Annotated in this window: 11 protein-coding genes and 1 pseudogene; 4 read left to right on the top strand and 8 right to left on the bottom strand. The window is 64.3% G+C overall.

Annotation, left to right across the window (positions count from 1 at the left end):
- Nucleotides 1-412: 412 nt before the first annotated feature.
- Nucleotides 413-1,324 (bottom strand): AraC family transcriptional regulator, encoded by a 912-nt coding sequence (locus HN018_RS12110; RefSeq protein WP_171835631.1) that lies wholly within the window; start codon nt 1,322-1,324, stop codon nt 413-415.
- Between the two features lie 95 nt (nt 1,325-1,419).
- Between HN018_RS12110 and HN018_RS12105 the strand changes: the two genes are divergently transcribed.
- The 3 genes from HN018_RS12105 to HN018_RS12095 all read left to right on the top strand — a co-directional run bounded on the left by HN018_RS12105 (nt 1,420) and on the right by HN018_RS12095 (nt 5,281).
- The gene (locus tag HN018_RS12105; RefSeq protein WP_171835630.1) at nt 1,420-2,178 is read left to right on the top strand and encodes an SDR family NAD(P)-dependent oxidoreductase; all 759 of its coding nucleotides are present in this window, start codon (nt 1,420-1,422) and stop codon (nt 2,176-2,178) included.
- Between the two features lie 357 nt (nt 2,179-2,535).
- Nucleotides 2,536-2,964 carry a DUF4267 domain-containing protein gene (locus HN018_RS12100; RefSeq protein WP_171835629.1) on the top strand — a complete coding sequence of 143 codons (429 nt, stop codon included), beginning with the start codon at nt 2,536-2,538 and terminating at the stop codon, nt 2,962-2,964.
- A 769-nt stretch (nt 2,965-3,733) separates the two neighbouring features.
- Complete coding sequence (locus HN018_RS12095) at nt 3,734-5,281, top strand: FAD-dependent monooxygenase (protein ID WP_171835628.1); 1,548 nt, start codon at nt 3,734-3,736, stop codon at nt 5,279-5,281.
- Between the two features lie 113 nt (nt 5,282-5,394).
- Here the strand turns inward: HN018_RS12095 and HN018_RS12090 are convergent, their stop codons facing one another.
- Together HN018_RS12090 and HN018_RS12085 are read right to left on the bottom strand one after the other, a co-directional pair.
- Nucleotides 5,395-5,901: a hypothetical protein gene (locus HN018_RS12090; protein ID WP_171835627.1), complete on the bottom strand. Its 507-nt coding sequence runs from the start codon at nt 5,899-5,901 to the stop codon at nt 5,395-5,397.
- Nucleotides 5,902-5,945: 44 nt separating this feature from the next.
- A pseudogene (locus HN018_RS12085) lies at nt 5,946-6,245 on the bottom strand (MgtC/SapB family protein); the annotation flags it as partial.
- 83 nt (nt 6,246-6,328) lie between these two features.
- On the opposite strand from HN018_RS12085, the gene HN018_RS12080 reads away from it, so the two are divergent.
- Nucleotides 6,329-7,807, top strand: coding sequence for an amidohydrolase family protein (locus HN018_RS12080; protein WP_171835626.1), 1,479 nt, complete (start codon nt 6,329-6,331; stop codon nt 7,805-7,807).
- 195 nt (nt 7,808-8,002) lie between these two features.
- Here the strand turns inward: HN018_RS12080 and HN018_RS12075 are convergent, their stop codons facing one another.
- From HN018_RS12075 to HN018_RS12055, 5 genes are all read right to left on the bottom strand, one after another.
- Entirely contained in the window at nt 8,003-8,941 is a 939-nt protein-coding gene (locus HN018_RS12075) for an antibiotic biosynthesis monooxygenase (protein WP_171835625.1), read from the bottom strand.
- The gene (locus tag HN018_RS12070) at nt 8,938-11,649 is read right to left on the bottom strand and encodes a molybdopterin-dependent oxidoreductase (RefSeq protein ID WP_171835624.1); all 2,712 of its coding nucleotides are present in this window, start codon (nt 11,647-11,649) and stop codon (nt 8,938-8,940) included. Before HN018_RS12070 ends, HN018_RS12075 begins: the two co-directional genes overlap by 4 nt.
- Entirely contained in the window at nt 11,646-12,467 is an 822-nt protein-coding gene (locus HN018_RS12065) for an FAD binding domain-containing protein (protein ID WP_171835623.1), read from the bottom strand. Before HN018_RS12065 ends, HN018_RS12070 begins: the two co-directional genes overlap by 4 nt.
- Entirely contained in the window at nt 12,467-13,552 is a 1,086-nt protein-coding gene (locus HN018_RS12060; RefSeq protein ID WP_171835622.1) for a hypothetical protein, read from the bottom strand. The genes HN018_RS12065 and HN018_RS12060 overlap by 1 nt, the downstream gene beginning before the upstream one ends.
- Before the next feature lie 275 nt (nt 13,553-13,827).
- Nucleotides 13,828-14,412 carry a TetR/AcrR family transcriptional regulator gene (locus HN018_RS12055; RefSeq protein ID WP_171835621.1) on the bottom strand — a complete coding sequence of 195 codons (585 nt, stop codon included), beginning with the start codon at nt 14,410-14,412 and terminating at the stop codon, nt 13,828-13,830.
- Nucleotides 14,413-14,493: the final 81 nt, after the last annotated feature.

Genomic DNA, 14,493 nt, shown 5'->3' with positions numbered 1-14,493 from the left:
TGAAGCGCTGAGTTCCGCCCGACTGCAACCGTGTGGCGTCGGATCTTCCAACAGCAGAGAATCACGCCCGTTCGTGTCGCAGCAACGGCAATCACAGCTCCTTTTTCAACAGCATCGGTCGTTTATCGATATTTCCATCGGGCATCGGTAAAGGTTGGTTTCCAGAAAAAGGGCTTGGGGGAGCTGATAAAATGGCACGTCGGGCTACACCGGCTCGGTATCGGAAAACGCTCGTTTCTGACGACCGGCAGCCCTAGGGACTGCTGTCCAAGTTTGGCGGACTACGGACGGTCCGCTCTTGGCGATGAAGGCGCGCCGATAGCCGACATTGCGCAACCCCGCCGCCTTTCCCGAAAAGGATCGTATTTTGGAAAGGTCGGAAACACCGTCGTCCTCCGCTCAGCTCCCAACTTTAGTGACCCGAAGTACCGCCCCCGCCCCGTGCATATTGAGCAGGCGTCTGACCGGAATGGCGCTTGAACGCTGTGCTAAACGTGTTGGCCGAGCTGTAACCGGTGCGCTCGGCCACTTCGGCGATGCTGCCGCCCCTACGGCGAAGGAGATCCATCGCGAGCGCCATTCGCCAGGAAATAACATATTCCATTGGCGTAACGCCCACGGTGCGCTGAAACCGCTCGAAAAAGGCGGATCGAGATAGCGCCGATACATGTGCCAAGTCCTCAACCGTCCATGACCGTTCAGGAAGATCGTGTATCTGCCGGAGCGCGGCAGCAATGCGAACATCGGCAAGGCCACGTAGAAGTCCGGGTGACCCACCTGTTGCCGCCGTGGATCGCAGAGCTTCGATGAACAGCACTTCAAGCAGATGGGCGAGGATAATGTCTTTACCCGGCCGCTGAGCGCGAGCTTCCTCGCCAACAAGCTCGACAAGGGTCGTGAGTCGCCGCTCGTCCCGGACATGGACGATCCTCGGGAGGAGTGACAGCAACAGGGTGGCATCGGGCGAGCCCAGCACACAATATCCGACCAAGGCGCGAAAGTCGGGCGTTCGATCCGGCTCGCCGAGCCGGACCTCGCCGCCCGAAAGCACGCTGTATGGGCTCTCGGTCATCGACGCTGGCGGTGGCACGCTTGTCATGGACAAATCGCGCGCGGCGGGAATGAGGACAAAATCACCCGCTTCCAGCATGATCGCGTCATGCCCTTCCGCTGCGAGACAGCTTCGTCCCTCCAGGATGGCGCAATAGAAGGGGCGTCCCGTTTCGGACCGGCTCACATGCCAATGGCCTGCCGCGCTCGTGAGCTTTGAAAACGGCGCACGCGGTTGAATCAGCGCGGCTACTTGCGTGAGGGGATCAGACAAACCGGACTCCTGCGAACAACTCTAGGACGATCAGTCGTTTATCGTCCGCTTTCTAATTCTTATATCTGTGCGTCGCAACACGCTGAGGAATGACGATGCACAACCAACCCGTAGCCCTAATCACCGGAGCCAATCAGGGAATCGGCCTTCAGGTCGCAAAGGATCTCGCCGGACACGGCTTCACCGTCCTGATCGGGTCGCGTGATCTCGCGCGGGGCATGGAAGCCGCCAGCACGATCGATGGCGATGCGCGCGCTATCCAGCTCGACGTGACCGACGCAGCCTCGGTAGCAGCAGCGGCTGACCGCATTAGGGACGAACTCGGCAAGCTCGATGTTCTGATCCAGAACGCGGGGATTTCGAATACGAACAAAAAGCCCGGGCAGACTTTTCAGGAATATGCTCAGACCTGCACCGCAAGCATCTTGAACATTGATGAGATGCGGGCCGTGTGGGACACCAACGTCTTCGGCGTGCTCACCGTCTACCAAGCGATGGTGCCGTTGATCCGCTCTACGCCCGGCTCGTGCATCGTGAACGTTTCGAGCGGTGCGGGATCGCTCACGGCCAACTCTGATCCTGCTTCCCCGTTACATTCGAGCTTCGGGCCGATCTACCCGGGATCGAAAACGGCTCTCAACGCCCTGACTGTGGCGATGGCGATCGAGCTGGGGGCAGAAGGCATCCCTGTGAACGCTGTATCGCCGGGCTTTATCGGCACCAATCTTAACGCTTTCCAAGGAACCGGCACAGTGGAGGAAGGCGCGCAGGAGATCGTCCGCGTTGTGCTGCTCGGGCGGAATGGTCCGACCGGCAAGTTCACGAGGTGGCAGGACGCACCGATCCCTTGGTGATCGCCTAACCGACACTCGCTTGGGCCGTTGGCGTCGTCTCTGACCATCGCCAACGGTGTGACCCGGCTTTCCTAAAAAGGAACGGCGATCCGGATAGGTGAAGCTATCCCACAAACGATCGTTGATCGGGAACGAGGAATCGTTCCCAAACCCGTTGGAGGCGCTAAAAAGGACAAGCGGGCGGGGAGTAATGGGTCCTTTAGACGGCAAATGCGTATTCCAGTTAACGTGACCGCCGATTCCGGTACAGTGACCGATGATTCCGGTTCGCGCCTGAAATCGGTGAGGTTGGACCGGAACCGCCGGTCACGATGGGCCGGATCACCCACCAAAGATCGAAGCAACGAGCAAACAGCCATGAACTACATCCTCCCAGCATTCAAAGCAGTCAGCGTTACCTTTGCATGTCTCGCAGTGGCGACCGGCGCTCATGCGCTTTGGAAGCCCGTCGGATTTGCGGCCTCATTTGGCATGCCGCTACAGCCGCTTCCCAAGAAGAATGATGTCAACATCAACCCAAATCGTCTGGACGGAAAAACTGCCGCGTCGTACGTCTCGCTGATGGGCGTTCGACAGCTGGCAACGGGCTTCACACTCTTGGCTTTTGCCAGCCAGGGCAAGTGGACCGAGATGGCCACCATTCTGGTCATTCTCGGCCTAGTCGTCGCCACCACCGATGGCTTCTTCCTGTATCGCTCAGGCGCGGGAGCAAAAGGCCTATTTCATGTAATTCCTGGTGCTCTGATCGCTTTGCTGGCTGGATCAGTCCGCTACTTGACACCTTAGTTCGATTACTAGCATTTTGCTTGCCCCCGAACAAGGACGCCGAGGGGAGCGGCTGGCTGTCCGCGTCGAAGTAGAACTCAGCCACTGTGGCGGCTCCTGTGCATTATTCGAACACAGGTTCACGGTAGCGGCTCCGCTTAGCGTGTTCCCTCAAACGAACCTACCACGGGACAGTCGCCCCGGCGCTCGCTCCGACAGACGTTCGAGGCATCCGCATTCCCAAAATCTGTTCCCGATTGCTCTTTCCCGAAATTGTGGCTCGGAGATGGAAAAATGGGAATGGTCGCCCTTAACGAATGGCTGGTTATGGGCTCGCGGATTTCCGATCCGAACGGCCGAGATTGGGCGCCATCTGCCAACTGGCATCCCACCATGAACGTCCGCTTCTCTCAGCCAACCACTCCAAAGCTGCCAGTCCGCTTCCGGCCAGTCTTTGCCGTTCGACGGTGGCTGCTCTGCGCCCAGAAGCCGTCACGACGTGGTCGCCTATTGCGCTCGAAAGCGGACGCTCCCGCCATGATAGGATCAGGACCTACGTAAGGCGTCAGCTGCACGCTTGCGTTTCGAGCAACACGCCGGTAGATCTGGCGCGTCGAAAAAGGCAGACTTGGTGTGGTCCAGCCCAGGTCCTTCCGGTGACGGAAGCTCTGTCCATGCATCTTGCATGAGTCCCACGACGAATCTCGGGCGCTGTTCAAGCGCCCGTTGTTCGTCCGTGTGGTTGTCGGATCGACAAGCCGCTCCGGTCGGATGATACGAGGAGTGGTCCATGCACGCACATTACGACGTTCTCATCGCCGGTGCTGGTCCGGTCGGCCTGTTTCTTGCGCTCGAGCTGCGCCTTGCAGGCCTCTCGGTGCTGGTTCTGGAGCAGGCTCAAGATCCGCACTCACGCCTGAAACAGCTTCCGTTCGGCATGCGCGGCCTCTCGGTGCAGACCATCGAGGCGTTTCGCCGTCGCGGATTGCTTGACGATCTCGCCGAAAGCCAATCGGCGAAGAATGCCTTGGATGGGAGCTACAACTTGCCGCACTGGGTGCAGCAGGTGCGGCGACCGGGCGGACATTTCGCCGGTATCCAGTTTTTCCACGACAACATCGATATGTCGAAGTGGCCGTACCGCCTGGCTAGTGCGGCTGACACCACCATGATGACTGACATGTCGTGCCTCGAGACGGTCCTTGCAGCCCGGGCGGACAAGCTGGGCGTCGAAATCAGGCGCGGCCTTGCCGTCCGCGGCGTCGAACAGGCGGATCGGCACGTGACCGTCCACGCTGGTGACGAGCAATTCCACGGACTGTGGCTGGTCGGTTGCGATGGCGGCCGAAGTACTGTGCGCAAGATGAGCGGCTTCGAGTTTGTCGGCACCGATCCCGAGTTCACCGGCTATTCCGTTCAGGTCGTGATGGACGAACCAACAAAGCTCAAGCCAGGCCGTCATTACACCGCGACCGGCATGTACAACTTCTCGCCGCCCGGAACGGTCGGGATGGTCGAGTTCGATGGTGGTGCCTTCCACCGATCCCAACCTGTCACGCTCGATCATGTGCAAGCGGTATTGCGCCGCATTTCCGGTGAGGACATCACCGTGACGTCACTCGATTTAGCCACGACTTGGACGGACCGCGCCTGTCAGGCGACGACCTATCGTAAAGAGCGAGTGCTGTTGGCAAGCGATGCCGCACACATACATTCGCCGCTGGGAGGTCAGGGCCTCAACCTTGGTCTCGGCGATGCCATGAACCTCGGATGGAAGCTAGCGGCCACCATTAAGGGCGATGCACCGGTCGGTTTGCTCGACAGCTACGTGAGTGAACGCCTTGAAGTGGGCGCACAGATCCTCGATTGGTCGCGCGCTCAGGTCGCGATCATGCGCCCTGACCGGAGCGCACGCGCGCTCGAAGCCATCATTCGCGACCTGATCGAAACGCGTGACGGCGCAACCTACTTTGCTGAGCGGGTTTGGGGTGTGTCCCTCCGCTACAATCTAGCAGGCACGCATCCTCTGGTAGGTCGCAGCGTTCCCGATTTCGAGTTGTTGGACGACACGACGCCTAGCCTCCACCTTCGCAGCGGGAGAGGTCTCTTCCTCGACTTCTGTGGCTGCAAATTGCTTCAGGCGCTGGTGCATGGCTGGGGCGATCGGATCACGTATGTCGCAAGTGACGCCAAGGAACGGCTTGGCCTGAGCGCGGTGCTCGTGCGCCCCGACGGCTACGTCGCCTGGGCCAGTGAGGCTGAACCGGATGTCGATGCGGCGGCTGAGGCCGCGTTGCGGTGGTTCGGCGGGCCAGAGACGCGTAAGGTGGGGAGATGACCGACGATGCGTCGCGGGATCGAGCGTCCGCTTTCTCTACCGGTCCCTTAAAAGCAGACGGTCTGCTTTCGGCCAGTCTGCCCGGCTGTATGCGTGCTGTGGATGGAAGTTGGTCATTCGTGCATCATGCCGATGGTCACGGGCGGCGGGCGATCGGCCGGCTCAAGATCAATCGGGTAGTCTGCGAAAAAGACGGGAAATCCAGAACGTTCATCGCGTTCGGCTCGTCCGAGAATCTCTGTCAACCAGCCGGCATACGTCCAATCACGCCCCAGGCCTTTTTCCGCGATAGCCGGGAATCGATCGAGGAACAGGAGCCCGAGCTCGCGGGCGGAACGTCCCGGGGCGTCGGCCCAGCCGAAGTAGTGGTCGCCCGAACTTGAGGAATAGGCCGCGACCTCCTCAGGAGCATTGTAGTCCTGGATGTGGAGGCCATCGGCGGTCATGTTCCCGGCATGGGTGATGGAGCAACGCCAATAGATGCCGCTCGGCGCCATGCCCGAGCTGAAGCGAATGCGTTGATAGCCTGCCTTGTGAAATTCGTGGACCATTGTGAGAAGTCGGGTTGCACATCGATGGCTCGGGTTCACGGAGGGAGACAGCGAGATGGGATGGCTCATGCAGGCGTCCTATCATCACGGCACACGCAAGTCTGCAAAGCGCCCATGTCGCGCCGCATGAAGATCACGCCGCCGCCGATGAAGCCGATGCCGGACACCACCTGGGCCGCGACCCGCGACGGGTCGAGCACGATCCGGCTCGGCACCAGGACGTTGGTGAAGCCGTATTTGGAGATCAGCATGAACAGCGCCGCCGCCACGCCCACCGACGTGTAGGTGCGCAGGCCGGCGCTCTTCTGGCGGATCTCCCGCTCGAGCCCGACCAGTGCGGACAGCACGAACGCCATGGTCAGCTCGGCGAGCTGCACCCAACCCTGGCCGGCGAGGTCGAAAAAGTCCGGCATACCCACTCCATCGCCGCTTCGGCGCCGTCCTGCCGATGTCGGCCAGCAACTTGCATAGGCGGATGCACCGAAGCAGGACAGACATGATGCAAACGAACATTTCGGCCGTGGCGTTGCGTTGCGCGGCATGGATCGCCGTGGCCGCGTCGATCCTGCTGGCGCTTTACGGGGCCGATGCGGGCGCCGCCACGCCGTGCAGCAGCACGCATGGCAACGGCATCCCGAACAGCCTGCTCATCCGCGCCATCGTCCTGACCCCGGACCGCGTCATCCGCGCCGGCGAGGTGCTCGTCGACAGCAACGGCCGGATCACCTGCGTCGGGCAGTCCTGCACAGCACAGGCCCACGGCGCCACGATCCTGGACTGTCCTGCCGAGATCCTGTCCCCCGGCCTGATCAACACCCACGACCATATCGACTACACCGGCATCGCGCCGCGTCCGGATACCGGCGAGCGCTACCAACACCGTCATGAGTGGCGCAAGGGCCTCGACGGACACCATGCGCTGGAAGACTTCAAGCCCGATCGCGATCCGCGGGTGATCGCCTGGGGCGAACTGCGTTTTCTTGTCGGCGGTGCGACCTCGACGGTCGGCGAACGCATGGCGCCCAGCCTGCTGCGCAACCTCGATTTCGCGGCCGGACTGGAAGGACTTCCGGCACGTCCGGTAACCTACCGGATCTTTCCGCTCGACGATGCGGCCGGCATCATGCGCGTGCACGACTGCGACTACGGCCACCATCCCGCGACGCATGACGAGGTCGCGGCAAGCAGCGCGTTCCTGGCGCATGTATCGGAGGGACGCGACCAGGCCGCGCGCAACGAGTTCCGCTGCGAAAGTTCGCGCACCTACGACACAACCCCGCTCGCCGGCGGGGGAGGCATCGCCAACGACTGGATCATGCCGCAGGCCACCCTGATTCATGCGGTCGCTTTGACGAAGCAGGACCTCGAACTTGTGGCGCAACGGCATGCCGGCATCGTCTGGTCACCGCGAAGCAACCTGGCGCTGTATGGCAAGACGCTCGACATCATCGAGGCGCATCGCCTCGGCATAACCCTGGCGCTCGGTTCGGACTGGCTGCCATCCGGCTCGATGAACCTGAACCGCGAACTGGCATGCGCGGTTCACTACAATCATGCCATCCTGCACGATGTGCTGAGCGCTCGCGACCTATGGCGCATGGTCACCATCGACGCCGCCAGCGTGGTGCATGACGACGCGCTCATCGGCAGCATTGCGGTGGGCAAGGTCGCCGACCTGGCCTTGTTCGATGCGAACGGAGGTGACCCGTACGAAGCCGTCGTGCGGGCAACCCCGGCGACCGTTGCACTCGTACTGCGCGGCGGAACCATCCTGTACGGCAAGCCGGACATCGTCGATGCGCTACGGCCCGGCTGCGGAACGCTGGATGTCGCCGGCAACGCCAGGCGCGTCTGTCCCGAAGCCGGCCGACCGGACATCGCCGCGCTGCAGTCGTTCGCCACCGGACGCGCGCTGTATCCGGTCGCTTTCGCCGACACTCCGTTGAACGAGCCACCCTGCGAGTTGCGCGGATAAAGCTCATGGCCATTATATCTTGCAGTGGGAATCGTCACTGTGACGATACCATAACGGAACTTGCCCAATCCTGGTCCGTGTAGAAACGCGGCAACTACCCCGGTCTTCAAGGCGATGTCCGAAACTCGCTACAACTACCCCCGATCCTCACCGGCTTCGGCGCTGGGAAATGTCGCGCGACGCCACCGCTATCGTCTACGATCTGGAAAACGCCGCCATCGTCACGCAGTACAAGCCGATCAACGCCGCCGCGCCCATCCACGACGTCCAGGCCGGCGCGTCGTCGCGTGGCGTCAGCCACCACGCGAACCGGCGGCTGCCCCACGGGACCAGCCAGTTCAGCAGAACGACCCCCGCCACGTTGGCGATGAACAGCGACAGCCAGAACGGCAGCCCCCAGACCCCCGCGAGCAGCGGCGTCTGCACCCACCGGCCGAACAGGAACACCACCGGATAGAGCATCAGCAGCACGACCATGTTCTGCTTCCACGCCGCCGGACCGCCGCCCGCCGGCGCGAACCACTGCGAGAAGCCGGCCTGCACCCGCCGCGTCCGCACCTCGACGGTGAACGCCGCCGCCTCCGCCAGCAGGGCTGCGCGCTGCGGGGAGTCCAGCCACTGCTGCAGCGACGCGTCCGAGGCGAACCGCAGGATGGCCACGAAATCGTCCTGCACGCCCGGGATCGGCGGCTCCAGCCGATAGCCAGTAAATCCCGGAGCCTGGGTCTGCGCCGCCGCGATCCGATGCTCCCACAGCCGGAACGGCGCCTCGCAGCCGGGCTTCACCCGGGTGGTGATCACGATTGACACCGGCGAGGGCAGCGCACCCTGGTCGCCATCTCGCAACAGATGGACGTCGTCGGGACCGACCAGATGCGCCTGCACCCCCGCCACCAGCCCGATGCGCTCGTCCGAGCGCAGCCACCCGACCGCGTCCGCCGTGGCGCGGAACCGCTGCAAAATAACCCAGTCCACCTGCACCGGCGGGTTCGGTGGCAGCACCGACTGCTCGATGAAGCCGGGCTGTCGCGCGATGGCCGCGTTGATGTCCGCCTGGAAACGGGCAAACGCATGGGCGCCGCCTTCGGCCACCCGGGTCTGGGTGACGATGGTGACGCCCGCACCCGTCGTCATGAGAGCGGAAGCTCCGCATAGATGCGGTCCGGCGTCAGCGGCAGGTGGGCGAAGCGCACGCCCGCCGCGCTCGCCAGCGCATTGGCGATCGCAGGCGCGACCGGGTTGATCGAGCACTCGCCTTGCGATTTGGCACCGAGCGGCCCGATGCTGTCGTAGGTATCGGCGAAGTGCACCTCGCTGGGCGGCACGTCCGCGAACGCCGGAATGCGGTAGTTCCGCAGGCTCGGGTTCACCACGTGGCCGTCGTCGTCATGCACCATGGTTTCGGTCAGCGCCCAACCGAGCCCCATCGCGATCGCACCGTCGATCTGGCCCTGGCACTGCATCGGGTTGAGCGGCCGGCCGATATCGGCCGCATGGACCGAGTGCAGGATGCGGATCTCGGCGGTGTGGCGGTGCACCGCCAGCCGGATGCCCTGGACGTTGAAGGCGACGGTTCGCGGCGAGAGATAGGCCTTTCGCTTCGCCTGGAACCGGTGGCCCGCCGCCGTGCCCGCCACATGCAGGTCGGCCAGCGCCAGCCGTTCGTCGCCGCGGATCAAGAAGCCCGCTTCCAGCCGCGCCGCCGGTCGCAGCGTCTCGTGCGCCAGGCAGGCATAGTCGAGGAGGTTGTCGCGCAGCGCCTCGGCCGTCAGCGCCACGGCCTTGCCGGCAACGACCGTCCCGGTGCTGGCAAACGTTCCCGTATCGTACGGCGCGCGATCGGTATCGGCATTGATGATGTCGATCTGGTCGGCGGCGCAGCCGAGCAGTTCCGCCGCGATCTGCCGGTGCGACGTGACCGACCCGTTGCCCATCTCCGTCGAGCCGACCGCCAGGTGATACCGCCCGTTCGGCAGCAGCGTCATCTCCGCTCCGGAGCGGTGTTCGGTCGGTGGCCCGCAATCGAGCATCGCCAGCGCCATGCCGCTGCCTTCGAGCCACTCCGCGCCGACCGGCTTCGGCTCGCCCCGGCCACTGGCCAACGCCGCCTCGACCCAGTCCATGCACTGGTCCAGGCCGTAGCTGCCCCACCCGATATCGGCGGTTTCCGTCCAGATCGACTGCATCCAGTCGCCCGAGCGGATCATGTTGGTGCGGCGGATCGCGAATGGGTCGAGCCCTAGCGCCAACGCCAGATCGTCCATCGCGCACTCGACGGCGAACGTGGTCTGCGACGCGCCATACCCCCTGAAGCCGCCGCCTGGCACCATGTTGGTATAGACCGCGTAGCCGGCGGCCTTCTTGTTCGGGCAGCGGTACACGGTCAGCGGGCTGCCGAGCGCCGCCGCCAGGGTCTCGCCGCCATGCCCGCCATAGGCGCCGGTGTTGGACACCACGCGCAACTCGATCGCGGTCATCGTGCCGTCCCGCCGCGCGCCGATCTTCACCTGCGTCGTCATCTGGTGGCGGGTGGTTGCGGCAGTGAACTGTTCCCCGCGCGAGAACTCCCACTTGACCGGCCGCCCGGTCCGCACCGCCGCGAGCACGCAAAGGTCCTCGGTCACCATCTCCTGCTTGCCGCCGAAGCCGCCGCCGACCCTTTCGGTGAACACATGCACCGCGCGGAGCGGCAGGTCGAAGACGTGGCAGAGCTTCTGCTGCACGATGAACGGAGCCTGCGAGCTGGTCCGCACATGCACCCGTCCCTCGGCATCGCGCCAGGCGATCGAACCATGGGTTTCCAGATGGACGTGCTGCACGCGGGTGGTGGAATAGGTTTTCTCGTGCACGTAGTCCGCCTTGGCGAAGCCGTCCGCCACGCAGCCGCTCTCGCCGCTGATCTCGGCGTAGACGTTCCCGCGGCTTTCCAGCGCCTTCTCGTGCAGCACCGGCGCGCCGGGCAGCATCGCGTCCTCCGGATCGAACACCGAAGGCAGCACCTCGTACGAGACGTCGAGCAGCCGGCATGCTGCCTCGGCGATCGCCTCGGTCTCGGCGACCACCGCCGCCACGCGCTGGCCGGCGAACCGCATCACCTCGTCCAGGAGGACCATGTCGTCGGGATCGACCAGATGATCCTCGTGGGTCGCGCTGCTGAACCGGCGCTTCGGCGTGTTCTCGTGGGTCAGCACGGCCACGACGCCGGGCAGGGCCTCCGCCCGGGCGGTATCGATGCCGGTGATCCGGGCGTGGGCGTGCGGCGACCGCAGCACTTTCAGATGCAGCAATCCCGCCAGCAGCGGATCGTCGGTGGCCAGATCCATCGTATAGCGTGCGCAGCCGGTGACGATGTCCGGGCCGAGCGGGTTGCGCAGGCTGGCGCCGGCCGCGTGCCCGGCACGGTCCTCCTCGGCCTCGACCCGGCCGATGATCGCGTCGGCGACCGATCGATAGCCGGTGCACCGGCACAGATTGCCCTTCAGCGCACGCGGCAGATCGGTGTGCTGCTCCGGCGTCAGCGCCGCGATCGTCATGATCATCCCGGGCGTGCAGAACCCGCACTGATAGGCCTGCGCATCCAGAAAGCGCTGCTGCAGCTCATGCAGGGCGCCGGGCTGGCCGAGGCCGGAGATAGTGGTGACATGTCGCCCCCCCGCACGGAATGCCGGCATCAGGCAGGAATGGACCGGCTCGCCATCGAGCCACACCGTGCAGGCGCCGCAATCACCGCCGTCGCAGCCCTTCTTGACCCCGAGCGCGCCATTCTCGCGCACGAACGTTCGCAGGCACTGGCCAGCGCCGGGCTCGGCGTCGATCAGGCGCCCGTCGATCGTGCAGCTCATGCGCCCAGCCCTCCAAGTTCGGCCCGAATGTCCTCGGCGAAATACTGCGTGACGTGCCGCTTGTACGGCGCCGACCCGTGCACGTCCTGGAACCACCGCGCCTCTGGAATGGTCGCCATCGCCTGGCGCAGCCCGTCGGCATCCGGCACCCCGGGAAATCGCAACTGCACCGGCCGGTCTGTGCTTCCCGTAATCGTCAGCACCATGGCGTCCTGCTCGTTTCGCGTCCCGACCAGCAGCGCCGCCGAGCGGCCGAGCTTGGTCAGAGCCATGTGGCGCATCGCCGTCCTCGCGCGCAGGGCGGCGGCTGGCAGATGGACACTCCGTAGTAATTCGCCGGGCTGCAGGACGTTCGTGTGGTCGCCCGTAACGAAATCGACGACGGGGACCATGCGCGGCGCACCGACACGCGGCCACACAACACAGACGCCGTCCAGCGCCGCCGCGAGTGCCGTCATCGGCCCGGCCGGCAAGGACATCACCAGGTTGCCGCCCACTGTCGCCGCGTTCCAGATCTTGAACGAGGCGAGGAAGCTGTCGCAGCACTGCCGGAACAGCGGCACCGCGCGCCAGTCGGCGGGACCGGCATAGTGCGCGATCTCGGCGATCCGGCAGGTGGCGGCGATCGTCAGGCCGGTGGCGTCGGCTTCCAGCGCCGGCCACCCGAGCCCGTGCAGATCGACCAGCGTGTCGGTCGAGACCTGCGGTTCGGAGAACAGCCAGGTGCCGCCCGCAAGCCAGGCATGACCCGGCGTCCAGCCGGCGACCTGTTCCACAGCCGACGGCCGCAGCACGGTCCGGATCGTGTGCAGGTCCATCAGGGCAGTTCCGCGAGCGTCGCCGCACCCGGACCGGCCATGCTCAGGGCCGGCCACTGGTTCGAGCCGAACGGCACCACCGGCGGCAGGAACGTGGTCATGCCGCGCCTGGCCGTCTCCGCGGAGATCGCCACGCGGGCATCGCCGCCCATCAATTCGTAATCCATCAGGTAGTAGTTCTTGAAAAACAGCGCGCCCACCGATCGGTCGGCGACGATCCGGGTCAGCGCCTCCAGCATCTCGTCGGGGGTCGTGGTGAACGACATGGTCTCCAGCAGCATCAGCCGCGAATTGACGGCCTCCGGTGGAAAGAACTGGGCGAGTATGCCGAACAGTACGTTGTTCTGCCGGGTGACGTAGATCGAGTTGCTCATCGCATAGGCCTTGTTCCAGTCCGGCCCGAGCGTTGTCTTCCAGCCCGCCAGCACGTCCATCCAGTGCGCAACCTGCGTTTCCGCTGCCCAGGCCACCACTTTCTTCAGGTCGGGCGCTTCCCGCGTGGCGAAGGCCTGCAGGTCCGGCGTGGTGATCGCGCGCCGCTCGACGCACTGGTCCATGAAGCCGACATCGGCGGCCAGGATCGCCTTGACCGTCGCGCGTTGCCCGTCCGGCATCGCGACCTGATCCAGCGTATCGATCGCCGATTGCACGCGAGACCGGTAGGCGAGCAGGGCGGCACGCCATTCCTGGTTCGCCGGATTGTCGAGGTAGGGCGCCACTGCCTCGGCGAGCGCCATCGTGCTGTGGCCGACCGATTTCATTACCTGGTAGACGACCGGGGTCGGTGGGGCTTCGAGCGGAGCCTTGCCGGGGCGGTAGAGGATGAACCGGCCGCCATCGGTCGAGAACATGCCCAGGATGATCGGGTGATTGGCCCGGATATTCGTCTGGAACACCCGGCCGGCGCTCCCGTACAGCTCGAACATGGCGCTGTTCAGGGCGAGGACATTCCGGGTTGCGGTGGCTGCCGGCGTCGAGGCCACGATACCCGCGATCGGCTCCATGAACGGCGCAGGCTGCGCGTGCGCCGCCGCCAATGACGCAACAAACACCACCATGCAACCAGGAGTGGATCGCAGACGCATTGGTGCCTCGCGCAGACCGTTTCGGTAACGATATTATGCACGTTCCCGACGACCGGACAATCGTTGCGTCCCTCACCGCACAAGAAGTTTGTGCATCGGCGCCGGCAAGCCGGCTGTTACAACGCCGAACGCCCTGGATCTGTCGCGCCGGCGGGACAACGCGCTGAAAGATGACGAGAAGCGCCAGGCGCGATGGACCCGGAGCAGATCACGAAGATGCTCGAGCACGTTCGCAGCTAGCACGTCCCGGCATTCGAACTGCCCGAAGGGTAAGCTTATATAGCGGCCTGGTTGAAGCCATGTCTCACAGCAGCTTCGATCTGCTGTGCAAAGGCCTGGCCGTCTCCCTCTTCGGCTATGCCAAGAACCGCACGCTGGTACGCATCGCCGAGCGCCAGTGCGACAATCTCGGCGGCAACCTGCATCGACTGGTTGGCAGAAATGCCGCCGATTAAAAGGATCGCGGCGATGCGGCACCGGATAACGCGCATTCCGGATTGATCGAAGACACGCGCGAGCCCGGGAGAACGCCAGCCGTCGGCGACGATCACGCGATAGAGCGCAAGCGCATCCGGCTCGATCAACGCCGCGACGAAGGCGTGCAACTCCTCGGAAAGCCTGTCGGCGGCGTCCTTGTCTGGTGCCGGCGATGGCGCGTTCTCGATGCCGTCGCGCATGGATGCACACATGGCTGCGACCAGCCCCTCGAAGAGCGCCTCCTTGTTGGGGAAGTGCCGGTAGAGGGTCATTTTGGAAAGACCCCCTTCGGCCGCGACCCGGTCGAGCGTCGTCCCGCCCAGACCGTCCCTCAGCATGATCGGACGGGCCGCCTGCAGGATCGCAGAGCGTTTTTCCGCCATGCGCAGCCTGCGCGGATCATCCTCCCGCCACTTTCTGGAACCTTGGGCTTGCATACGATACTACTCCGTCTTACATCAAAG

Origin of the sequence: Lichenicola cladoniae (genome assembly GCF_013201075.1) — a bacterium.
Classification (GTDB): domain Bacteria; phylum Pseudomonadota; class Alphaproteobacteria; order Acetobacterales; family Acetobacteraceae; genus Lichenicola; species Lichenicola cladoniae.
This window is presented reverse-complemented; position numbering and strand designations above follow the sequence as displayed.